Below are 22,057 nucleotides of genomic sequence, written 5' to 3' on the forward strand. Positions count from 1 at the left end.
GAGATCATCTATGGGGTGTGAAACAGACCGTGACTTTTTCCAGCCACCTGTCGGCCGCCCTGCCGGCGCTCGCGCTGTTCGCCGGCCTTTCGGCGCTTGCGGCTCCTGCGGCGGCCGAGGTCGGCCTGTCGATCCAGGACCGCGACGTGACCCGGATGGTCTCGCTGGGCGGGTCCTGCAACCGCTGCGAGCTGTCGGGCCGCAACCTGGCCGGCGCGACCTTCACCGGCGCCAGCTTCCAGGGCGCGATGCTGGTCGGGGCGGACATGCGCGGCGCTGAACTGGTCGGCTCCAATTTCTCGAACAGCGACTTCACCGACGCAAACATGACCGGTGTGCAGATCCAGGGATCGAACTTTGGCGGCGCGGTCTTCATCAACGCCAATATCAGCGGAGCGGAGGCCCAGGGCGCCGTCTTCAGCCGCGCTGATCTCAGCCGGGCCAACCTGTCGGGCGCCGAACTCATGGGCGCGAACATGAACGGCGCGGTCCTGTCAGGGACCAATCTGTCCAACGCCGAGCTGTTCGGTGCCACCTTGGCCAACGTAAGCGCGCGCGGCGCCTCCTTCGCCAACGCCGAGATGAACGCGGCCAACATGGCCAACGGCGACTTCAGCGCCGCCAACTTCAGCAACGCCCAGCTGGACGGAGCCCGCCTGTCCCGGGGGATCTTCGGCCGGGCCCGTTTCACCGACGCCTCGATGCGCCGGGCCGACATCCGGGGCGCCGACCTGTCGAGCGCCCGGGGCCTGACCCAGGCCCAGATTGCGCAGGCCTGCGGCGACTCCTCGACCCGCCTGCCGAACGGTCTCAGCGTCCGGAGCTGCGGCTCCCGGGTCATGATCCGGACGCCTGCGCCGCCGGTCCCGCCCGCACCTCCGGCGCCGCCCTCGCCGCGCCGCAACTTCGCCAGCGCCGACCACTGATCGCGGCGGCCGCCGAAGCCGCCGCTGTGTGAGCCGAAGCCCTACTTCAGCGGCAGGCTCTGACGGATGTGCAGTTCCTTGTACTGACGGTCCGCAACCTCGGCCGGCGCGCTCATCAGCAGATCCTGGCCCTGCTGGTTCAGCGGGAAGGCGATGACCTCGCGGATGGCGACCTGGTTAGCCAGCAGCATGACGATGCGGTCGATGCCGGGGGCCAGGCCGCCGTGCGGCGGCGCGCCATAGCGGAAGGCGTTCAGCATGCCGCCAAACTGCTCCTCGACCACCGAGGCGTCGTAGCCGGCGATCTCGAAGGCCTTGAGCATGATCTCGGCCTTGTGGTTCCGGATCGCGCCCGAGCACAGCTCGTAGCCGTTGCAGACGATGTCGTACTGATAGGCGCGGATGGTCAGCGGGTCCTGGGTTTCCAGAGCCTCCAGCCCGCCCTGCGGCATCGAGAAGGGGTTGTGCGAGAAGTCGACCTTCTTCTCTTCCTCGGACCATTCGAACATCGGGAAGTCGACGATCCAGCAGAACTTGAACTGCGCCTCGTCGACCAGCTTCAGCTCAGTGGCGACGCGGGTGCGGGCCAGGCCGGCGAACTTGGCGAAGACCGACGGCAGGCCGGCGGCGAAGAAGGCGGCGTCGCCCTTGCCGAGACCCAGGGCGGTCATCAGCGCGTCGGTGGCCTCGCCCAGGTTCTTGGCGATCGGGCCGCCCCAGGCATTGTTGTCATCCGACCAGAAGATGTAGCCGAGGCCCGGCTGGCCCTCGCCCTGGGCCCAGGAGTTCATTCGGTCGCAGAAGGCGCGCGAGCCGCCGGTCGGGGCGGGAATCGCCCAGACGGCGTTCTTGGCGTCGGCGCCGAGGATCTTGTTGAACAGGCCGAAGCCGCCGTCGCGGAAATGCTCCGAGACGTCCTGCATCTTGATCGGGTTGCGGGTGTCCGGCTTGTCGGTGCCGTACCACTTCATCGACTGTGCGTAGGTCAGGCGTTCGAAGCCGGCATGCTCCAGCGTCTGGCCGAAGTCGTTGGTGAAGGTATGGGCGCCGTCGATCGCCGAGACCGGCTTGCCGTCGGCGAACTCTTCGAACACGCCGTGCATGACCGGCTCGATGGCGGCGAAGACGTCTTCCTGGGTGACGAAGCTCATCTCGACGTCGAGCTGGTAAAACTCCAGCGACCGGTCGGCGCGCAGGTCCTCGTCGCGGAAGCAGGGGGCGATCTGGAAATAGCGGTCGAAGCCCGAGACCATGAGCAGCTGTTTGAACTGCTGCGGGGCCTGCGGCAGGGCGTAGAACTTGCCGGGGTGCAGGCGCGACGGCACGAGGAAGTCGCGCGCGCCTTCGGGGCTGGAGGCCGTCAGGATCGGGGTCTGGTACTCGAGGAAGCCCTGGCCGACCATGCGCTGGCGGATCGAGGAGATCACCCGCGAGCGCAGGACGATGTTCTTGTGCAGGGTCTCGCGGCGCAGATCGAGATAGCGGTGCTTGAGGCGGATTTCCTCGGGGTATTCCGGCTCGCCGAAGACCGGCAGCGGCAGTTCGGCGGCCTCTGACAGGACCTCGACGCCGGTGGCGCGCAGTTCGATCTCGCCGGTCGGCAGGTTCGGGTTCACCACCGAGGCGTCGCGGGCGACCACTTCACCGTCCACGCGGATCACGCTTTCGGCACGCACGCGCTCGACGGCGTCAAAGCCCGGGGTCTCGGGGTGGAAGACCAGCTGGGTCAGGCCGTAGTGGTCGCGCAGGTCGATGAACAGCAGACCGCCGTGGTCGCGCTTGCGATGCACCCAGCCGGACAGACGCACATTGGAGCCTGCGTCAGAAGACCGGAGGGCGCCGCAGGTGTGGGAGCGATAGGCGTGCATGTCGGACATCGGGGGGAAAATCGTCTGAATCGGCCGCGAAACGGCGGGAATTGGAAGCGGCGTAAGGCGCATCCGCGCCCCCGAAAGTCAAGGTCGGACGCCGGTTTCGGGACCTGCGCGACTCCAAGAACGGAGTCGATAGAGTCGGCAGAGTCTACACGTTCGCGGCCGACGTCCGAGCCAGCCCCGTAGTCTATACCCGCAGACCGCCAAGGCGCGGACGAGAGGCCTCGATGCCCGCCCGCCGGGAAGAGGCGCCTTCCAGACCGTCGAATGACTTTTTATGTTCGACGTCAGAAGCGGTCGCAGCGGTCCACAGGGCCGGATCGTCTGTCCACGTCGCAAGACAATCCCGTATCAGGACAATCCGGGCGATCTGCTATGGTGAAGCCATGTCGGCGCGCCCTCCCCTTCGCGAACAGCTCAGACTGCCCCTGACCCGGGCGGCGTCGCATGGCGCGACGGCCTTCGTGCGCTCGGCGTCCAACGCCTATGCCGTCGATGCGCTCGCCGCCTGGCCCGACAGCGCGGGTCAGGTCATGGCCATCTGCGGTCCTGCCGGATGCGGCAAGAGCCATCTGGCCGCCCTCTGGGCCGAACGGGTCGGCGCCATCCCCCTGAACGGGGCCGAGGCGGCGCTGGCCGATCCGCTTGAACTGGAGGGCCGCCCTGTCCTGCTGGACATCGCGCAGGACGCCGACGACGAGACCCTGTTCCACCTGATCAACCTGGCCCAGCACGACGGCGGCGCCCTGTTGATGGTCTCGCGGCCCTCGCCGCGTCGCTGGCATGTGGCGGTGCCGGATCTGCGGTCGCGGCTCGATGCGGTGCGGGTGGTGGCGATGGAGGCCCCGGACGACACGGTCCTGTCGGCTATTCTGACCGCCCGTTTCGCCGAACACAGCATCACGCCGGGTGACGGCGTGATCGACTACCTGGTCAGACGCATCGACCGGTCGGCGGCCGCCGTCGCCGACGTGGTCGACCGGCTGGATGCGGAGCACAGGCCGGTCACGCGGACATTGGCGCGGCAGGTGCTGGAGGCCAGCGACGACCTGTTCGACGAGGCGCCTGAAGATGACGGCGGATCAGGCTTGCAGCCGTAACAATCGCGCCCCACAACCGGCCCATGTCCGACGCCGCCATAGCCGATGCCACCCGGGGCGAGGAAGTCCCATCTTCCCGAGCGCCCCAGCTGCACCTGGACGAGGGCCTGATGGCCTCGCCCACACGGTTCTTCAATCGCGAGATCAGCTGGCTGGCCTTCAACGCCCGGGTTCTCGAAGAAGCCGCGAACCCCAGCCACCCGCTGCTGGAACGGCTGCGGTTCCTGTCGATCTCGGCCAATAACCTCGACGAGTTCTTCATGACCCGCGTCGCCGGTCTGAAGGGTCAGGTGCGCGAACGGGTGCGGGTGCTGTCCGCCGATGGCCTGACGGCCGCCGAACAGCTTGAAAAGGTCAACGTCGCCGCCGGCGAGCTGATGGACGAACAGCAGGAACGCTGGCGCCAACTGCGCAAGGAACTGACAGGGGCGGGGATCGAGGTTGTTCAGCCGGGCAAGATCACCAAGACGGACAAGGAACGGCTTGAGCCCGAATTCCTGAACCAGCTTTTCGCCGTGCTGACGCCGCTGGCCATAGACCCGGCGCACCCCTTCCCCTTCTTGCCCAACCTCGGCTTTTCCCTGGCGCTGAAGCTGCGCCGGAACCGGGACAACAAGACGCTTTATGCGCTGGTGCCCGTGCCGACCCAGGTGCGGCGCTTCTGGGAACTGACCGGCGACGGGCGGTCGGTGAAGGGGCGCAGGCGGTTCATCTCGCTCGAAAACGTCTTGCTGCTGTTCATCGAGCACCTGTTCCCGGGCCACGAGGTGCTCGAGAAGGGCGTGCTGCGCCTGATCCGCGACTCGGACATCGAGATCGAGGAGGAGGCCGAGGACCTGGTGCTGGAGTTCGAGGAGGCGCTGAAACAGCGTCGTCTGGGCTCTGTCGTGCGGGTGAAGATCGAGGCGTCGATGCCAGCCGATCTGCGCGATTTCATCATCGGCGAACTGGAAGCCGCGCCCCAGGATGTCGTTCTGGTCGACGGCATGCTGGGCCTGGCGCAGATGGGCGAACTGATCCCCTCCGGCCACCCGGACCTGAAGTTCCCCGGCTATGAGCCCCGCTATCCGGAACGGGTTCGCGACCAGGGCGGCGACGTCTTCGCCGCAGTGCGCGAGAAGGACATCCTCATCCACCACCCGTTCGAGAGCTTCGATGTGGTGGTGCAGTTCCTGCGGCAGGCGGCGCGCGACCCCAACGTCATCGCCATCAAGCAGACGCTGTATCGCACCTCCAAGGACAGCCCGATCGTTGCGGCCCTGATTGAGGCGGCCGAGAACGGCAAGAACGTCGTGGCCCTGGTCGAGATCAAGGCCCGGTTCGACGAGGAGGCCAACCTGCGCTGGGCCCGCGCCATGGAGCGGGCCGGGGTCCACGTCGTCTTCGGCTTCGTCGAATACAAGACCCACGCCAAGCTCAGTGTCGTCGTGCGGCGCGAGGGCGATGCGTTGAAGACCTACTGTCACTTCGGCACCGGCAACTATCACCCGATCACGGCCAAGATTTACACCGACCTTAGTCTGTTCTCCTCCGATCCCGTGCTGGCCCGCGATGCGTCGCGGGTGTTCAACTACATCACCGGCTATGCCCAGCCCGAGGATCTGGAGGCGCTGGTCGTCTCGCCCCTGAACATGAAGTCGACGCTGATCGAGCTGATCGGCAAGGAGATGTCGGCGGCGGCCAAGGGCAAGCCGGCGGCCATCTGGGTCAAGCTCAATGCCCTGGTCGATCCAGAGATCATCGATGCCCTGTACCGCGCCAGCCAGTGGGGCGTGCGGATCGAGCTGGTCGTGCGCGGCATCTGCTGCCTGCGTCCCGGCGTGCCGGGCCTGTCGGAGAATATCCGCGTCAAGTCGATCGTCGGCCGGTTCCTGGAACACAGCCGGATCATCTGTTTCGCCAACGGCAAGGACCTGCCGCACGACAAGGCAAAGCTCTTCATTTCCTCGGCCGACTGGATGACCCGCAATCTGGACCGGCGCGTCGAGATCATGACCCCCGTGTTCAACGCCACGGTCCACGACCAGGTGCTGGACCAGATCATGGTCGCCAACCTGAAGGACGACGCCCAGAGCTGGGTTCTGGGCGCCGACGGCGGCTACACCAGGGTCACGCCGGCCGATCCGGCACGGCCCTTCTCGGCCCACAAATACTTCATGACCAACCCAAGTTTGTCGGGACGCGGCCGCAAGGTGAAGACCCGGCCGGAAGCGCTGCGCTACGATCGGCCCGGTCAGTGAACGCACTCTATGCGACGCCGCGCGAGGCGGCGGTGATCGACATCGGCTCGAACTCCGTCCGCATGGTGCTGTACCGGCTGGAAGGCCGCGCCATCTGGACCGTGTTCAACGAAAAGGTCCAGGCCGGCCTCGGCCGCGACCTGCCGGAGACCGGCAGACTGTCGCCGGAGGGCGTCGAGCTGGCGATGACGACGCTGCGCCGGTTCGCGGCCGTGCTGGAGGGGGTGCGTCCCGCCTACACCTTCGTCGCCGCCACCGCCGCCGTGCGCGAGGCCGCAGACGGCCCGGACTTCTGCGACCGCGTCGCCGCCACTACGGGCCTGCGCGTCCGCGTCCTGACCGGCGAGGAGGAGGCGAAATACGCCGCCCTGGGCGTCCTGGCCGGAGAGCCGCGCTCGACCGGCGTCGCCGCCGACATGGGCGGGTCCAGCCTGGAGCTTATCAAGGTCGGCGACGGGACCGCGTCGTCAGGCATCACCCTGCCGCTCGGGCCGTTCAGCCTGGCCGATCCGAGAGGGTTCGACGCCGGGCGACTGCGCGCCACGATCGCGGAACGGCTGAGACCGGCGGCGAAACGGTTCGCCGCCGACGAACTCCATGCCGTGGGCGGCGGCTGGCGCTCTCTGGCACAGTTGCACATGGAAATGAGCGGCTATCCGCTCCGCATCGTCCACCAGTACGCGATGAGCGCCGAAGACGCGCGCGGGGTGGCCCGACTGGTGGCCCAACAATCGAAGGCCTCGCTCGACCGCCTTCCGGGCGTCTCAAAACGCCGCGCCGAGACCCTGCCCTACGCCGCCTTGGTGCTGGAGGGACTGATCGATACCCTGGGACTGAAGACGCTCACCTTCTCGGCCTGGGGCCTGCGCGAGGGCCTGCTCTACGAGACGCTGGATCAGGATGAGGCCCCCGCCGATCCGCTGATCGCCGGATCCGCCGCCCTGGGGGCGCGCCAGGGCATTTCGCCGGCCATGCCAGCCGCCCTTAACGCCTGGCTCGCCGATGTCATCGCCGCCTTGCCCGTGGCCTTCGACCGCGAACGCGACGCCGTCCTCGCCGCCGCGGCCTGCCGCCTCGCTGACCTCGGGGCCCGGCTTCATCCCGATCACCGGCTGGAACTGGTGTTCGATCAGGTGCTGCGCGCGCCGATCCCGGGCCAGACCCACCCCGAGCGCGTGTGGCTCGCCTGCGCACTGAACGGTCGCTACGGCGGCGGGGCCTCGACGCCCGCGCCGGCTGCCGTCACCCGCCTTCTCAGCGATGACGCGCGGGTCAGCGCCCGGGCCCTGGGCCTGGCCATGCGGCTGGGCTGCGACCTGTCGGGCCGCTCGCCCCAGTTGCTGGCCAACGCCTCGGTGACCGTGAAGAACGGCGCGCTGAAGCTGACCGCGTCGCCCGGCTATGCCGACGTGCTGCTGGGCGAACAGACCCGTCGCCGCGCCAAGGCCCTGGCCGAGGCCATGGGGCTGAAGCTGGAGATCTGAACGGGCGGCCTATTCGATCTCGACGACCTCGACCCGGGCCCCATTGAGGACCAGGGCGATCTCGCCGCGCTTGAGTTTGAGCGCATCCTCGCCGAACAGCTGACGCCGCCAGCCGGTCAGGGCGTCGACCCCGGCATTGTCGTCGATGGCGATCCGCTCCAGGTCGGCGACATTGGCGATCAGCTTGGACGCCACGCCGGCATTGTCGCTCTTGGCCTTCAGCAGCACCTTGAGCAGTTCGACGACCGAGGGCGGAGCCGGCTGGTTGTGGGCCGGGCGGTCCAGCTTGGGCGCATAGGCCTCCGGATCGGCCATGACCCGCTTCAGCTCTTCCGTCAGTTCGAGGCCCAGGCGCGAGCCGCCGAATCCCTTGGGCACGGAGCGCAGGCGGTTGAAGGCCTCGACGTCCATCGGGGCCTGGGTCGCGATCTCGTCGATCGCCTCGTCCTTGAGGATGCGGCCGCGCGGCTGGTCGCGATCCTGAGCCGCCTTCTCGCGCCACACCGCCGTGGCCTTGAAGGCCGCCAGATATTTCGCGTTGTACTTCTTGGGTTTCAGCCGCTTCCAGGCCTTCTCCGGATCGGTGTCGTAGAGGGCCGGATCGACCAGATCCTCCATCTCCGAGGTCACCCAGTCGAGGCGGCCATCCTTCTCCAGCCGATCGCGCAGCTTGGGATACAGGGCCGCCAGGTGGGTCACGTCGCCGATCGCATAGGTCAGCTGGGCGTCGGAAAGGGGCCGACGCGACCAGTCGGTAAACCGGCTGCCCTTGTCGAGGTCGATGCGCAGCATCTGGCGGACCAGCCCGTCATAGGCGACCTGATCGCCGAACCCGGCCGCCATCGCGGCGACCTGGGTGTCGAACATCGGCCTCGGCATGGCGCCCAGCTTGACGAAGATTTCCGTGTCCTGCCGCGCGGCGTGGAAGACCTTCACGATCTTCGGATCGCGCAGGATGTCCAGGAACGGCTCCAGGTCCAGGCCCTCGGCCTGCGGATCGATGATGGCCTCATGCTCCGGCGTGGCGGCCTGGATCAGGCACAGCTTGGGCCAGTAGGTCGTTTCCCGCATGAACTCGGTATCGACCGCGATGAACGGAGCTTGGGCGACGGCCGCGCAGAACTGAACCAGCGCGTCATTAGTGGTGATCGGCGTCATTGAAATGCTATAGCCCCCCGCGACGCGGTCGTGGCAAGAGCCGCGACCATATTTCCGCACCGATTCCAGGCCCGTGAGCGATGAGCGACAATAAAGACCCATTGCCGAACGGCCTCACCTACGCCGATGCAGGGGTGGATATCGACGCCGGCGACATGCTGGTCGAGCACATCAAACCTTTGGCCAAATCCACAGCCCGCCCCGGTTCGGAGCCTTCGCTGGGCGGATTCGGAGCCCTGTTCGACCTGAAGGCGGCCGGGTTCGTCGACCCGTTGATCGTCGCCACCACAGACGGCGTCGGCACCAAGCTGAAGATCGCCATCGAGACGGGCCGTCATGACGGCGTCGGCGTTGATCTGGTCGCCATGTGCGTCAACGATCTGCTGGCCCAGGGTGCCGAGCCGCTGCTGTTCCTCGACTATTATGCGACTGGAAAGCTCGAAATCGACGCGGCTCGCCGCGTGGTTTCGGGAATCGCCGAGGGCTGCCGTCAGGCCGGCGCCGCTCTGGTCGGCGGCGAGACGGCCGAGATGCCCGGCATGTATTCGGGCGGCGACTACGACCTGGCCGGCTTCTCGCTGGGCGCCGTGGAGCGCGGCCACGCCCTGCCCCGGCTGGATCTGCAGAACACCGGCGACCTGATCATCGGCCTGGCGTCCTCGGGCCCACACTCCAATGGCTATTCGCTGATCCGCAAGGTCGTGGACCGCTCGGGCCTGGCCTGGGGCGACGACGCGCCGTTCGCAAAAGATCGTTCGCTGGCCCAGGCCCTGATGGAGCCGACCCGAATCTATGTGAAGCCGGTCCTGCCGCTGATGAAGGCGGGCCTGATCAAGGGCGCGGCCCACATCACAGGCGGCGGCCTGATCGAGAACCCGCCCCGCTGCATCGCCGAGGGCCTGACCGCCGAGTTCGACTGGCACGCCTGGCCGATGCCGGCGGTGTTCCAGTGGCTGGCCGAGACCGGCGGCATCAGCGACCACGAGATGCGCCGCACCTTCAACTGCGGCATCGGCTTCATTCTGATCGTCGCGCCGGAGAACGCCGAGGATGTGCTGGCCGGCTTGCTGGAGGCGGGTGAAGCGGCCTTCGTCTGCGGGCAACTGGTCTGACTTCCCTCTCCCGGTGGGAGAGGGCTTGAGGCCCGCAGAGCGTTAGCGATGCGGCCTGGCCGAAAGGGTGAGGGCCGCGCCCTCTCCGGTTATCGCCAACCCCTCACCCTTTCGCGTTTCCAATCGCTTCGCTCCTGGACGCTCAAGCCCTCTCCCGCCGGGAGAGGGATATGGTTAGGTTGCCGCTGAAAACGGAGTCGTCCATGCGTCTGATCGCCCTCGCCGCCCTGCTGGCCCTGCCCGCCGTGGCCCACGCCCAGACGCCCGCCGCCGTCGAACAGGCATTGCTCCACACCGTCGTCTCCCAGGTGGAAGCCGAACGGATGCGCTCCGACATCACGGCCCTCGTCGGGTTCGGCACCCGCCACACGATGTCGCAGACCGATTCGGACACGCGCGGCATCGGCGCGGCCCGCCGCTGGGCCGAGAGCCACTTCCGGACCATCAGCACGGAATGCGGCGGCTGTCTCGAGATCGCCCTGCCCGCCGACACCGTGACCGGCCCCCGCGTGCCGACCCCGACGGAGGTCGTCGACGTCGTGGCCATCCAGCGCGGGCGTTCTGAGCAAGAGGGGGGCGACCCGAACCGCGTCATCATCATCTCCGGCCACATCGACAGCCGCGTCACCGACGTGATGAACTTCACCGCCGACGCGCCGGGCGCCAACGACGACGCCTCGGGCGTGTCCGCAGTGCTGGAAGCGGCCCGCGTCCTGTCGAAACACTCGTTCGACGCAACCCTCGTCTACGCCGTCCTGTCGGGCGAGGAGCAGGGTCTGCTGGGCGGCAAGATCCTGGCCGACTATGCCAAGGCCCAGGGCTGGGTCGTCGAGGCCAATCTGAACAACGACATCGTCGGCAACTCTGAAGGCCAGTCGGGCATCCGCGACACCACCCGCGTCCGTGTCTTCTCCGAGGGCACCAAGACCGTCGAGACCGCCCTGCAGGCCGAGCGGCGGCGCTACAACGGCGGCGAGGTCGACAGCTCCTCGCGCAATCTCGCCCGCTACGTCGACGGAATCGCCGACCGCTACCTGACCAATTTCGACGTCGACATGATCTATCGCACCGACCGTTTCGGCCGGGGCGGCGACCAGGTGGAGATGCTGCGCGCCGGCTTCCCCGCCGTCCGCATCTCCGAGGGCTCCGAAAACTACGACCGCCAGCATCAGGACCTGCGCACCGAGAACGGCGTCGAATACGGCGATACGATAGAGGGCGTGGACTTCGACTACCTGGCCCAGGTCGCCCGCCTGAACATCGCCACCATGGCCGCCCTGGCCAGCGCTCCCATGGTCCCGTCCGGCGTGACCATCGAGGGCGCGGTCAAGCCCGACACCACCCTGCGCTGGTCCGCCGTCCCGGGCGCGGCCGGCTATCGCGTCTGGTGGCGATCGACGACGGCGCCGCAGTGGACGTTCAACCGCTCGGCCGGAACGGCGACGTCGCTGGTCCTGACCGGGGTGCCGATCGACGACTATTTCTTCGGCGTCTCGGCCCTGTCCGAAGACGGGTTCGAGAGCCCGGTCGTCTATCCCGGCCCCGCCGGCGCCTTCGTCTCCGTGGGCGACCCGCTGGCGCCCGCCGCCCGATGAACCAGCCGTCGGGCCGCGTGCGCGTGGCCGTGATGATCTCCGGGGCCGGGTCGAACATGGCCGCGCTGATCGACGCGGGTCAGGCAGCCGATGCGTCGTTCGACGTGGTTCTCGTCCTGTCCAATGACCCCGAAGCGGGCGGTCTGGCCATCGCACGCGCCAAGGGCGTGCCCACCGCTGCGATCGACCACAGGCGGTTCGGCAAGGACCGCGCCGCGCACGAGGCTGCGATTGATGCTGAACTCAAGGCTGCGGGGACCGAGGTCGTCGCCCTGGCCGGATACATGCGGTTGCTGACGCCCTTCCTCGTGCAGCGCTGGGAAGGCCGAATGCTGAACATCCACCCCAGTCTGCTGCCGAAATATCCGGGGCTGAACACCCATGCCCGCGCTCTGGCCGCCGGTGATGCCGAGGCCGGCTGCACCGTCCATCTGGTCACCGAGGGCGTGGACGAAGGCCCGATCCTCGCCCGGCAGGCCGTGCCCATCGTCGCCGATGACACGCCCGCGACACTGGCCCAGCGCGTCCTGCAGGCCGAGCACGTCCTCTATGCCCGCGCGCTGGCCGACTTCTGCCAGGCGCGGATTAGAAGTTTGTAATCATCGCGCTTTGCCCGCGACACGGCGATGCGGCGGAGGCAGTCTGCCGAAAATTTTCAGACCGGGATCCCTCATGTCCAGAATTCGCCTCATGGCGTGCACCGCCGCCGCCGCCCTCCTGCTCGCCTCGCCCGCCCTCGCCCAGACCACGCCCCTTCCGGTCGAGATTCCGTCCGAGGACCAGGCCGAGATCGGCGCCTTCGGCGTCGACCTCAACGGCATGGATACGTCGGTGAAGCCCGGCGACGACTTCAACCGCTACGTCAGCGGCAACTGGCTGGCCAACACCCCGATCCCCGCCGACAAGCCGTCCTACGGTATGTTCACCGTGCTCCGGGACCGCTCGGACGCCGATCTGCGCGCCATCATCGACGAGAGCGCCGCCAACCCCGGCGCCAGCGCCGATGCGACCCGCATCGGCGCCCTGTATTCCGCCTTCCTCGACGAGGCCGCCGTCAACGCCCTCGGCGCCTCGCCGCTGCAGTCGGACCTGGCGGAGGTCCGCGCCGCCGACACCCGTGAGAAACTGGCCGTCCTGATGGGCCGCACCCAGTACGGATTCGGCTCCAGCCTGTTCGGCGTCCAGACCTTCGAGGACCTGCGGACCCCCGACCGCACCTCGGCCTATGTGGTCCAGGGCGGCATCGGCATGCCCGACCGCGACTACTATCTGGAAGACCGTTTCGCGACCCAGAAGGCCGCCTATCGCGCCTATGTCGAACAGGCCCTGACCCTGGCCGGCTGGGCCGAGCCCGCCGCGGCCGCCGACGCCATCCTGGCCTTCGAGACCGCCATCGCCCAGGAGCACTGGACGGCCGTCCAGAACCGCCAGATCGACAAGATCTACAACCCGATGACGGTGACCGAACTGACCGCCGCAGCCCCCGGCTTCGACTGGGCCGGCTGGGCCAGGGCCGCCGGCGTCGGAACGGATCGCACCCTGATCGCCGCCAACAACACCGCCTTCCCGGGAATGGCGCGGGTGTTCGCCGAGACCCCGATCTCGACCCTGCAGTCGTGGGAAGCCTTCCACGTCATCGATCAGGCCGCCCCCTATCTGTCGCAGCCCTTCGTCGACGCTCGCTTCGAATTCTTCGGCAAGACCCTGAGCGGTCAGCAGGAGATCCAGCCCCGCTGGAAGCGCGGGGTGACCCTGGTCGAGGGCTCGCTCGGTGAATCCCTGGGGCGCGAATACGTCGCCCGCCACTTCCCGGCCGAGTCCAAGGCACAGATGGAGGACCTGGTCGCCAACCTGCGCGCCGCCATGACCATCCGCATCCAGAACCTCGAATGGATGAGCCCGGAAACCAAGGAGCAGGCGCTCTACAAGATGAGCCGGTTCGGGGTGAAGATCGGCTATCCGGACGAATGGCGCTCCTATGACGGGCTGAACCTCGTGGCCGGCGATCTCTACGGCAATGTCGAACGCTCGGCGGCCTTCGAATGGGCGTTCAACCTCTCCAAGCTGGATCGCCCGGTGAACCCGCTGGAATGGGGCATGACGCCCCAGACGGTGAACGCCTACTACAACCCGCCGCGCAACGAGATCGTCTTCCCGGCCGCCATCCTGCAGGCGCCCTTCTTCGATCCGCGCGCAGACCCGGCGGTCAACTATGGCGGCATCGGCGCCGTCATCGGCCACGAGATCACCCACGGCTTCGACGACCAGGGGCGCAAGACCGACGGCGACGGCGTGCTGCGTGACTGGTGGACCGCGGAGGACGCCGCCAAGTTCGAGGAGCGGGCGGCGGTCCTGGGGGCCCAGTATTCGGCCCTGTCGCCGGTGGAAGGCGCCAACGTCAACGGCGACCTGACCATGGGCGAGAACATCGCCGACCTGGGCGGTCTGCTGATGGCGCTGGACGCCTATCACATGTCGCTGAACGGCCAGGAAGCCCCGGTTATCAACGGCCTGACCGGCGATCAGCGCGTCTTCCTCGGCTGGGCCCAGGTCTGGCGGACCAACAGTCGTGACGAATACCTGCGTCAGCAGGTCACGACCGACCCGCACTCGCCGGGCATGTACCGCGCCGCGGTCTCGCCCCGGAACATCGACGCCTGGTACCAAGCCTTCGGCGTCCAGCCCGGCGACGAACAGTATCTGGCCCCTGAAGCCCGGGCGCGGATCTGGTAAGCATCCTGCCGTGCACGCCGGCGAAGGCCGGGGTCCAGATCACAGACACAGTCGTCTGGATCTGGTGTCTCGTTCAGTCGGAAAGCACCTCGCTGTCCATCTGAACCCCGGCCTTCGCCGGGGTGCACGGTGGAAAAGGGGCGCATATACAAACTAAAAGGCCCCGGATTGCTCCGGGGCCTTTTCTTCTTACTAAGCGACGGTCTTGCCTAGTTCGGACGACGCGGGGTGGTCGCAGCGCCGGCCACGCCGCCGATCGCGGCGCCGGCAACGGTCGAGCCGGTGTTGCCGCCGATGATCTGGCCGGCGACAGCGCCGCCGATGGCGCCGGTGGCGGCGCGTTGTTCCATCGTCGTGCCGCAGGCGGCCAGCAGGGCCATCGCGCCAACCAGCGGGGCCATCTTCAGGATCGTCTTCATGGTCAAATTTCCAGTTTCGCTTCGGGGACAGCGTGCAGATCAAACGGAAAGGCCCGCGTCCGGTTCCGGACGCGGGCCTCTATGTTAAGTGTCGCTATCGTTCGCGACGCGGTCGCTCTCTGCTTGAGCGACGTTTTATATCAGCCGCTTAGCCGACGATGTCGGCGTCCGTGAAGAACTGGGCGATCTCGAGCGCGGCGTTCTCTTCGCTATCCGAACCGTGGACCGAGTTCTCGCCGATCGACAGGGCGAACAGCTTGCGGATCGTGCCGTCGGCGGCGTCCTTCGGGTTCGTCGCGCCCATGACGTCGCGGTATTTGGCGACGGCGCCTTCGGCTTCCAGCACCTGGACGACGACCGGCTCGGCGATCATCTGGCCGACCAGTTCGCCGTAGAAGGGACGCTCGGCATGGACATCGTAGAATTTCTTCGCCTGGGCTTCGGTCAGCTTGATGCGGCGCTGAGCCACGATGCGCAGGCCGGCGCCCTCGATCACGGCGTTGATGGCGCCCGTCAGGTTGCGGCGCGTGGCGTCGGGCTTGATGATCGAGAAGGTACGGTCGGTCATGGATAGACTTCTTGTTGGGAGTTTGAAGGTCGCGGGCTTATAGACGCCGCCTCCCCGGTTTCCAACATGATGTTGGCTCCTATCGCTCCTTGCGCGGCGGCTCGCTGCTTGAGGAGCGGATTTTCGCCTTTCGGACGTTTTCTTTCGCCATGCTCCAGATCACCAACCTGACGTTCAACGCCTGGGGTCGCCAGTTTCTGGACGACGCCTCGGTCAGCCTGCCGCCGGGCTCCAAGGTCGGGCTTGTCGGTCGCAACGGCATCGGCAAGTCGACCCTGTTCAAGATCATCCTGGGCGAACTGGCCGGCAACGGCGACGAAGTCTCCCTGCCCAGGACCGCCCGGATCGGCTCTGTCGATCAGGAGCACCCGGCGACGCCCGTCAGCGTGGTCGAGACCATTCTCGAGGCCGATACCGAGCGCCACGACCTTCTGGGCCGCCTCGAAACGGCCGAGCCCGAGGAGATGGGCGAGATCTGGACCCGCCTGATCGAGATCGACGCGGACGGGGCCCCCTCCCGGGCGGCCGAAATCCTCGCCGGCCTCGGCTTCGACCACGAGAACCAGCAACGGCCGATGTCGGAGTTCTCCGGCGGCTGGCGCATGCGCGTGGCCCTGGCCGCGGCCCTGTTCGCCCAGCCGGACATGCTGCTGCTCGACGAACCGACCAACTACCTCGACCTGGAAGGCGCCCTGTGGCTCGAGTCGCGGCTGAAAAAATACCCGGCCACGGCTCTGATCATCTCCCACGACCGCGAAATGCTGAACGAGGTCTGCACCCACATCCTGCACCTCGCGAATCGCAAGCTGGAGATCTACACCGGCAACTACGACCAGTTCGAACAGGCGCGCGCTGAAAAGGCCCGCCTGCAGCTGTCGGCCAAGGCCAAGCAGGACGCCGAGCGCGCCCACCTCCAGTCCTTCGTCGACCGGTTCAAGGCCAAGGCCTCGAAGGCCGCCCAGGCCCAGAGCCGCATGAAGCGCCTGGCCAAGATGCAGCCTGTCTCGACCACGATCGAGGAGCGCGTCGCCCCCTTCACCCTGCCCTCGCCGCCGCGTCCCCTGGCCCCGCCGCTGATCCGGCTGGAGCGTGCCAATGTCGGCTACGAGACCGGCCGGCCGATCCTTCGCAATCTCAACCTGCGCATGGACCTGGACGACCGCATCGGCCTGCTGGGCGTCAACGGCGCGGGCAAGTCGACCTTCGCCAAGATGATCGCAGGCGCCCTGAAGGTCACCGAGGGCGAACTGCATCGCGACAGGAAGATGCGCGTGGGCTGGTTCCACCAGCACCAGATCGAGGCCATGGACCCGACCGACACGCCGCTGGAGATCATCCGCCGGGCCATGCCGGAGGCCACCGAGGCCGGGCGCCGGTCCAAGCTGGCCCAGTTCGGCCTGAACTACGAGAAGCAGGAGACCACGGTCGACAGCCTGTCCGGCGGCGAACGCGCACGCCTGTTGCTGAACATGGTGGCCATGGAGGCGCCGCACGTCCTGATCCTCGACGAACCGACCAACCACCTGGACATCGACAGCCGCCGCGCCCTGCTCGACGCGCTGAACAACTATACGGGCGCCGTCATCCTGATCACCCACGACCGGTCGCTGATGGAGATGGTCGCAGACCGGCTGTGGCTGGCCGCCGACGGCACGGTGAAGCCCTTCGACGGCGACATGGACGACTATGCGAAATTCGTCCTCGACCGCGCCAAACAGGCGGCGGTGAAGCCCAGTCAGATCAAGAAGGAAGAGGCGGCCGTCGCCTCGACCCCCAACGCCAGGCCTCAGAAGCAGAAGGGCGGACCTTCTCCCTCGACCCTGCGTCATGCGGTGAAGAAGGCAGAGGAGCGGGTCGTCGCCCTGACGGCAGAGATTTCCCGCATCGACGACGACCTCGCCAACGCCGCCGTGTCCAATCCGAAGGCGCTGGAAGGCCTGACCCGCGCGCGGGCCAGGTCGCAGGCCGATCTCGACGCTGCGGAAGCGGCCTGGATGGCGGCGGAGGAAACGCTGGCCGAGGTGTCCTGATGAAGGCGATCGTCTTCTCGAAGGAGGAGCAGCGCGACCTGATCCCGCGCATCAAGGCCTTCGTGCGCGATGAACTGGATCAGGAGATCGGCGACCTGCAGGCGTCGATGCTGATGGACTTCTTCGCCGAGAAGCTGGGTCACGCGGTCTACAACCGCGCGATCTATGACGCCCAGGCGTTGATCGCGGCCAAGGCCGAGGAGATGGCCGAGGCCCTCTACGCGCTGGAGCGGAAGCCCTGACCCGGCGGGGTTGACGCAAATTGATGTCGAAGGAATTTTTCCGTTCGACGCCCAAATCCCGATCTGGTCAGTCACAGTGGGACCCGCACCGCGATTTGCGCGCCTTGGTTCGCCGAGACCCTATACTTCCCAATCACGGTTCGCGGAGAGAGCGAACAGAGGCGATTTCGTCCGTTTCGTCCGTTTCGTCAGGGTGTTTTTCGTCCGGACGGACGGACGAACCTCTTGCCAAGCGTCAGTGCTCGAACACGACCCGCCCGCCGACGATCGTCATCTCGACCCGGCCCTGGAGCCGGCGTCCGTCGAACGGCGAGTTCTTGGACTTGGACCGCAGCGTCGCGGCATCCACGATCACCGGTGCGCCCGGATCGAACAGGATCAGGTCCGCAGGCGCTCCGGCCTCTAGCACGCCCGCGTCCAGCCCCAGTAGGGTCGCCGGTCCGTGAGTCAGCGGCCGCAGGACGTCGAGGATATCCAGCCCCTCCTCGTGATGCAGGCTCAGGGCTGCGGGCAGCAGGGTCTCCAGACCCACGGCGCCCGGCGCGGCCTCGGCGAACGGGCGGCGCTTGTCCTCGGCGGGCGCGGGGGTGTGGGCCGAGGTGATCGCCTCGATCAGGCCGTCGCGGACCGCCTCGATCAGGGCGCGCCGGTCGCTCTCGGGGCGCAGAGGTGGCTCCAGCCGGAAGAAGGTGCGGTAGTCGCCGATGTCGATCTCGTTGAAGCACAGGTGGTTGATCGAGACCGAGGCCGCGACCTCAAGCCCGCGGCCCCGCGCGCGCGCCAGCACCTCCAGCGCCGCCTCGGTCGAGATTTGATCCACGAGGAACCGCACGCCCGTTTGTTCGACCAGGGCCAGATCCCGCTCCAGCTGGATGCGTTCTGCGATGGCCGGCGCGCCGCTCAGACCCAGCCGCGTCGCCAGCTCGCCCGACGTCGCCACCGAGCCCTCCGTCAGCCAAGGATCGGCCGGACGACAGGCGATCAGGGCGTTGAACGCCGTGGCATAGGCCATGACCCGCTGCAGCACGCGGCTGTCGGCGATGACGTGGTCGCCGTCGGTGAAATACAGGGCGCCGGCCTCGTGCATCAGGCCGATCTCGGCCATCCGCTTGCCGTCGCGCGCCTTGGTCGCCGCGCCTGCCGCCCGCACGTTGACCAGGTTCAGGGCGGCGCCCCGTCTCTGGATGAAATCAACCATGGCCGGATCATCCACAGCCGGATCGGTGTCCGGCTGGATGACCACCGTCGTGACTCCGCCCGCCGCCGCGGACAGGCTGGCGGACTTCAGCGTCTCCTTGGGCTCGGCCCCCGGCTCGCCGGTGCGCACGCGAATGTCGATCAGGCCGGGCGACAGGCAGAGGCCTCGCGCGTCGAGGATTTCCGTGGCCGAGACGGCGACCGAGCCGCGCTCGACGCGAGTGATGACGCCGTCCTCGATGACCACAGAACCGGGGCCGTCGTAGTCGGAGGCCGGGTCCAGCAGGCGGGCGTTGATGATGGCCTGAGAGCTCATGCCGCGCCCTCCAGCCGGGCCGAAAGCGAGGCCAGGACCGCCATTCGCGCTGCGACGCCCATCTCGACCTGGTCCTGGATCAGGGACACGGTCAGGTCGTCGGCGACGTCGGAATCGATCTCCACGCCCCGGTTCATCGGTCCGGGGTGCATGACCCTCGCGCCTGCGTTGGCCCAGGCCAGCTTCTCGCGGTCGAGACCCCAGAAGCGGAAATACTCGCGCGTCGACGGCACCAGGGCCCCGTCCATCCGCTCCAGCTGCAGCCTCAGCATCATGACGACGTCGCAGCCGGCCAGGCCCTCGCGCATGTCATGGAAGACCTCGCAGCCCCAGCGGTCGGCGTCGCCGGGCACCAGGGTCGGCGGCCCGATCAGCCGCAGCCGCGCCCCCATCATCGACAGCAGGGCGACATTGGACCGCGCCACCCGGCTGTGGGCGATGTCGCCGCAGATGGCGACGGTCAGCCCGCCCACGTCGCCGAAGGCGCGGCGCAGGCTCAACAGGTCCAGCAGGGCCTGGGTCGGATGCTCGTGCCGCCCGTCGCCGGCGTTGACCACTGCGCAGCCGACCTTCTGCGACAGCAGGGCCGCCGCGCCCGACGCGCCGTGCCGGACAACCAGGATGTCGGGCTTCATGGCGTTCAGGGTGACCGCCGTGTCGATCAGGGTCTCGCCCTTCTTCACCGAACTGGCCTGGACCGGCATGGTCACCACGTCGGCGCCCAGCCGCTTGGCCGCGATCTCGAACGAGGAACTGGTCCGGGTCGAGTTCTCGAAGAACAGATTCATCACCGTCCTGCCCCGCAGCAGGTCGAGCTGCTTGGTCGACTGGCGGTTCAGGTCGACGAACGAGTCCGCCAGATCCAGCAGGCTCAACACGAACGGCGGGTTGAGATCGCCGGCGGCGAGGAAATGGGGTTTCGGAAACGGAACCAGCCGGTCGGCGATAAGGTCGGCGGCGGCATCAAGCTGGGTCATCAAAGCCCGGCTATACGGACGTCAGGCCCCGACCTCAAGACAATGGCCTCAAGTCAGGTGATGGAGGAACAGCAGCAGCGGCATCATCAGGGCGCTGATCACGGTCGTCAGAGCGATCACACCCGCCATCAGGGGCGCATCGCCGCCCATCTGGCGCGCCAGCAGATAGGCCGCCGCCGCCCCCGGCGCCGCCCCGCACAGCATCGCGACGCCCTGAGCCAGATGATCGCCGCCGAACAGGATGCACAGCCCCCACATGAGGGGCGGCATCAGGAACAGTTTCACGAACGACACCCCGGCGATGGTGAACTTCCTGCGCGCCACCTCGGCGAAGCTCAGGCCCGCGCCGGCGATGATCAGGCCCAGCGGCAGGGCGGCCGAGCCCAGCAGCTCCAGCGTGTCCGAAATCCCCGGCAGGCGCGGTACGCGGGCGAAGTTCAGCGCCAGGCCGATCAGACAGGCGAGCAGGATCGGATTGGCCAGCATCGCCTTCAGGAGCTGGAACGGCGTCACCACCCGCTGATCGGCGCCCCATTTCGCCAGCACGGCGACGCAGGCGATATTGGTCACAGGAATGATGCAGGCGATCATCACCGCCGCCAGCGCCAGCCCCTCGGCCCCGAACGCGGTCTGGATCACCGGCAGGAAGACGAAGCTGTTCCACCGGATCACGCCCTGGAACACGGAGGTGTAGGCCGGCCCCTCGATCGTCATCAGAGGCTTGGCCAGCAGCGTCGCCGCCGACACGATCAGGACCGCGACGACCGCCGCCGCCGCGGCCGCCCCGGCGCTGCCGCCCGACAGGTCGGCGCCCCAGATCGCCGGGATCAGGAAGCCGGGATACAGCAGGTTGATCGACAGTTTCTCGATCGGCCGCCACGTCGCGTCGGGCAGAAAATCCGTCTTCCTCAACCCGTAGCCCAGGGCGATCAGGATGAAGACCGGGACGACCCCGGCGATCAGGCCGATCATGTCCAGGTCTGCTGGTCGCGCACCCGGTCCAGGGCTCCCTGCAGGATCCAGGCGGCGGCCGTCCGATCCACCACCCCGGCGCGACGCTTCCGTGACAGGTCCAGCTCGTCGATCAGGAAGCGCTCGACGGCGCTGGTCGACAGCCGCTCGTCCCAGAAGGCGACGTTCACCAGCCGGAAACGCTCGAGGTTGCGCGCGAAGGCCCGGCACGACTGGGCGCGCGGTCCCTCCGTGCCGTCCATATTGACCGGCAGGCCGATGACGAGGCCGGAGACCTTGCGGGCGTCCATCAGCTTGAACAGCGCGGCGGCATCATCTGTGAACTTCGTTTTCCGGATCAGCGACAGCGGGCTGGCGATCAGCCGTGTCGTATCCGACACCGCGACCCCGATGGTCTGCTCGCCCAGGTCCAGCCCCATCCAGGCGGTGCCGGGCAGGCAGGCGGCGGGCAGGTCGAGGATGTCTAGAACTGGCACATGCGGGCGGTAGGCGTTGCCATTCCCCCTGTCAAAGGCGACTGTCCTATATCACCGGTCCGGGAGGGGTCCATGTCCGTGCGTTCTTCGTTTCTGAGCATCACTATCGTCGCCGCCCTGTCGCTCGCCGCCTGCGACGCCACGCCGTCCGCGAAGACGACTGTCACCACGACCACGGAAGGCGCCGACACGCCGCCGCAGGCCGCGGCCCTGACGGCATCCGGGGCCCCTGAGCCCCTTACGATCGCCGAGCCATCACAGAGCGACGACGGCCTGCAATGGGCCGCCAGCGTGGTGAAGAGCGACGATATTCCGCGCGAGAGCGCAAAGCTGTTCGGCGTGTCCGGGGGCGATCCGGCCATGAACGGGCTTCAGACCTACATCGCTTTCTTCGAGAACCCCGCAGACGGCTGGGCCATCTATCAGATCGGCGATTTCCTCGACTACACGGTCCTGTCCCACGCCAACGGCCGGATCGATCTCGACATCCATGAGAGCACCATGGACGAAGCGACCGGCAATATCGGCGACCGCCATCGCAAGATCATCGTCCAGTGGACCCAAGACGCGAGCGACACCGCCCCAACCCTGTTGACCGTCACGCCCGCACAGTAAGGCCCGCGGTCCTTGTGCAGCGC

At 67.6% G+C, this 22,057-nt stretch carries 19 protein-coding genes; 11 read left to right on the plus strand and 8 right to left on the minus strand.

Annotated elements, in window-relative coordinates; genetic code table 11:
* The first annotated feature begins 29 nt into the window (after positions 1-29).
* Complete coding sequence (locus ACP7A5_RS06685) at positions 30-926, plus strand: pentapeptide repeat-containing protein (RefSeq protein ID WP_426041181.1); 897 nt, start codon at positions 30-32, stop codon at positions 924-926.
* A gap of 41 nt (positions 927-967) precedes the next feature.
* On the opposite strand, the gene aspS is transcribed toward ACP7A5_RS06685, so the two are convergent.
* The gene (aspS, locus tag ACP7A5_RS06690; RefSeq protein ID WP_426041182.1) at positions 968-2,803 is read right to left on the minus strand and encodes an aspartate--tRNA ligase; all 1,836 of its coding nucleotides are present in this window, start codon (positions 2,801-2,803) and stop codon (positions 968-970) included.
* A 383-nt stretch (positions 2,804-3,186) separates the two neighbouring features.
* On the opposite strand from aspS, the gene ACP7A5_RS06695 reads away from it, so the two are divergent.
* The 3 genes from ACP7A5_RS06695 to ACP7A5_RS06705 all read left to right on the plus strand — a co-directional run bounded on the left by ACP7A5_RS06695 (position 3,187) and on the right by ACP7A5_RS06705 (position 7,624).
* Positions 3,187-3,900: a chromosomal replication initiator DnaA gene (locus ACP7A5_RS06695; RefSeq protein ID WP_426041183.1), complete on the plus strand. Its 714-nt coding sequence runs from the start codon at positions 3,187-3,189 to the stop codon at positions 3,898-3,900.
* Between the two features lie 23 nt (positions 3,901-3,923).
* Complete coding sequence (locus ACP7A5_RS06700) at positions 3,924-6,140, plus strand: RNA degradosome polyphosphate kinase (RefSeq protein WP_426041184.1); 2,217 nt, start codon at positions 3,924-3,926, stop codon at positions 6,138-6,140.
* Between the two features lie 62 nt (positions 6,141-6,202).
* Positions 6,203-7,624: a Ppx/GppA family phosphatase gene (locus tag ACP7A5_RS06705; protein WP_426041255.1), complete on the plus strand. Its 1,422-nt coding sequence runs from the start codon at positions 6,203-6,205 to the stop codon at positions 7,622-7,624.
* Positions 7,625-7,633: 9 nt separating this feature from the next.
* Here the strand turns inward: ACP7A5_RS06705 and rnd are convergent, their stop codons facing one another.
* Complete coding sequence (gene rnd / locus ACP7A5_RS06710) at positions 7,634-8,782, minus strand: ribonuclease D (protein ID WP_426041185.1); 1,149 nt, start codon at positions 8,780-8,782, stop codon at positions 7,634-7,636.
* Positions 8,783-8,862: 80 nt separating this feature from the next.
* Between rnd and purM the strand changes: the two genes are divergently transcribed.
* From purM to ACP7A5_RS06730, 4 genes are all read left to right on the plus strand, one after another.
* Positions 8,863-9,894 (plus strand): phosphoribosylformylglycinamidine cyclo-ligase, encoded by a 1,032-nt coding sequence (gene purM / locus ACP7A5_RS06715; RefSeq protein WP_426041186.1) that lies wholly within the window; start codon positions 8,863-8,865, stop codon positions 9,892-9,894.
* 203 nt (positions 9,895-10,097) lie between these two features.
* Positions 10,098-11,489: a M28 family metallopeptidase gene (locus ACP7A5_RS06720; RefSeq protein ID WP_426041187.1), complete on the plus strand. Its 1,392-nt coding sequence runs from the start codon at positions 10,098-10,100 to the stop codon at positions 11,487-11,489.
* Positions 11,486-12,088: a phosphoribosylglycinamide formyltransferase gene (gene purN, locus ACP7A5_RS06725; RefSeq protein ID WP_426041188.1), complete on the plus strand. Its 603-nt coding sequence runs from the start codon at positions 11,486-11,488 to the stop codon at positions 12,086-12,088. Before ACP7A5_RS06720 ends, purN begins: the two co-directional genes overlap by 4 nt.
* Before the next feature lie 73 nt (positions 12,089-12,161).
* Positions 12,162-14,222, plus strand: a complete 2,061-nt coding sequence (locus tag ACP7A5_RS06730; RefSeq protein ID WP_426041189.1) for a M13 family metallopeptidase — start codon at positions 12,162-12,164, stop codon at positions 14,220-14,222.
* A 209-nt stretch (positions 14,223-14,431) separates the two neighbouring features.
* Here ACP7A5_RS06730 and ACP7A5_RS06735 read toward each other — a convergent pair whose 3' ends face one another.
* Both ACP7A5_RS06735 and ndk read right to left on the minus strand, forming a co-directional pair.
* A complete protein-coding gene (locus ACP7A5_RS06735) occupies positions 14,432-14,641 on the minus strand; it encodes a hypothetical protein (RefSeq protein ID WP_426041190.1) in 210 nt (69 codons plus the stop codon).
* 148 nt (positions 14,642-14,789) lie between these two features.
* Positions 14,790-15,209, minus strand: coding sequence for a nucleoside-diphosphate kinase (gene ndk / locus ACP7A5_RS06740; protein ID WP_426041191.1), 420 nt, complete (start codon positions 15,207-15,209; stop codon positions 14,790-14,792).
* Positions 15,210-15,358: 149 nt separating this feature from the next.
* Here ndk and ACP7A5_RS06745 point away from each other — a divergent pair, with 149 nt between their 5' ends.
* Positions 15,359-17,239, plus strand: a complete 1,881-nt coding sequence (locus tag ACP7A5_RS06745) for an ABC-F family ATP-binding cassette domain-containing protein (RefSeq protein WP_426041192.1) — start codon at positions 15,359-15,361, stop codon at positions 17,237-17,239.
* Positions 17,239-17,481 carry a DUF2164 domain-containing protein gene (locus ACP7A5_RS06750; RefSeq protein ID WP_426041193.1) on the plus strand — a complete coding sequence of 81 codons (243 nt, stop codon included), beginning with the start codon at positions 17,239-17,241 and terminating at the stop codon, positions 17,479-17,481. Before ACP7A5_RS06745 ends, ACP7A5_RS06750 begins: the two co-directional genes overlap by 1 nt.
* 235 nt (positions 17,482-17,716) lie before the next feature.
* Here ACP7A5_RS06750 and pyrC read toward each other — a convergent pair whose 3' ends face one another.
* The 4 genes from pyrC to ruvX are packed head-to-tail and all read right to left on the minus strand — an operon-like array spanning position 17,717 to position 21,419.
* The gene (gene pyrC, locus ACP7A5_RS06755) at positions 17,717-18,994 is read right to left on the minus strand and encodes a dihydroorotase (RefSeq protein ID WP_426041194.1); all 1,278 of its coding nucleotides are present in this window, start codon (positions 18,992-18,994) and stop codon (positions 17,717-17,719) included.
* Complete coding sequence (locus tag ACP7A5_RS06760; RefSeq protein ID WP_426041195.1) at positions 18,991-19,971, minus strand: aspartate carbamoyltransferase catalytic subunit; 981 nt, start codon at positions 19,969-19,971, stop codon at positions 18,991-18,993. The genes pyrC and ACP7A5_RS06760 overlap by 4 nt, the downstream gene beginning before the upstream one ends.
* A 48-nt stretch (positions 19,972-20,019) precedes the next feature.
* The gene (locus ACP7A5_RS06765; protein ID WP_426041196.1) at positions 20,020-20,943 is read right to left on the minus strand and encodes an AEC family transporter; all 924 of its coding nucleotides are present in this window, start codon (positions 20,941-20,943) and stop codon (positions 20,020-20,022) included.
* Positions 20,940-21,419, minus strand: coding sequence for a Holliday junction resolvase RuvX (ruvX, locus tag ACP7A5_RS06770; protein ID WP_426041197.1), 480 nt, complete (start codon positions 21,417-21,419; stop codon positions 20,940-20,942). Before ruvX ends, ACP7A5_RS06765 begins: the two co-directional genes overlap by 4 nt.
* A gap of 72 nt (positions 21,420-21,491) precedes the next feature.
* Here ruvX and ACP7A5_RS06775 point away from each other — a divergent pair, with 72 nt between their 5' ends.
* Positions 21,492-22,034, plus strand: a complete 543-nt coding sequence (locus tag ACP7A5_RS06775) for a hypothetical protein (protein ID WP_426041198.1) — start codon at positions 21,492-21,494, stop codon at positions 22,032-22,034.
* Positions 22,035-22,057 lie beyond the last annotated feature (23 nt).

Origin of the sequence: Brevundimonas sp. TWP2-3-4b1 (assembly GCF_049897665.1) — a bacterium.
In the GTDB taxonomy this organism is placed as follows: Bacteria; Pseudomonadota; Alphaproteobacteria; order Caulobacterales; family Caulobacteraceae; genus Brevundimonas; species Brevundimonas subvibrioides_B.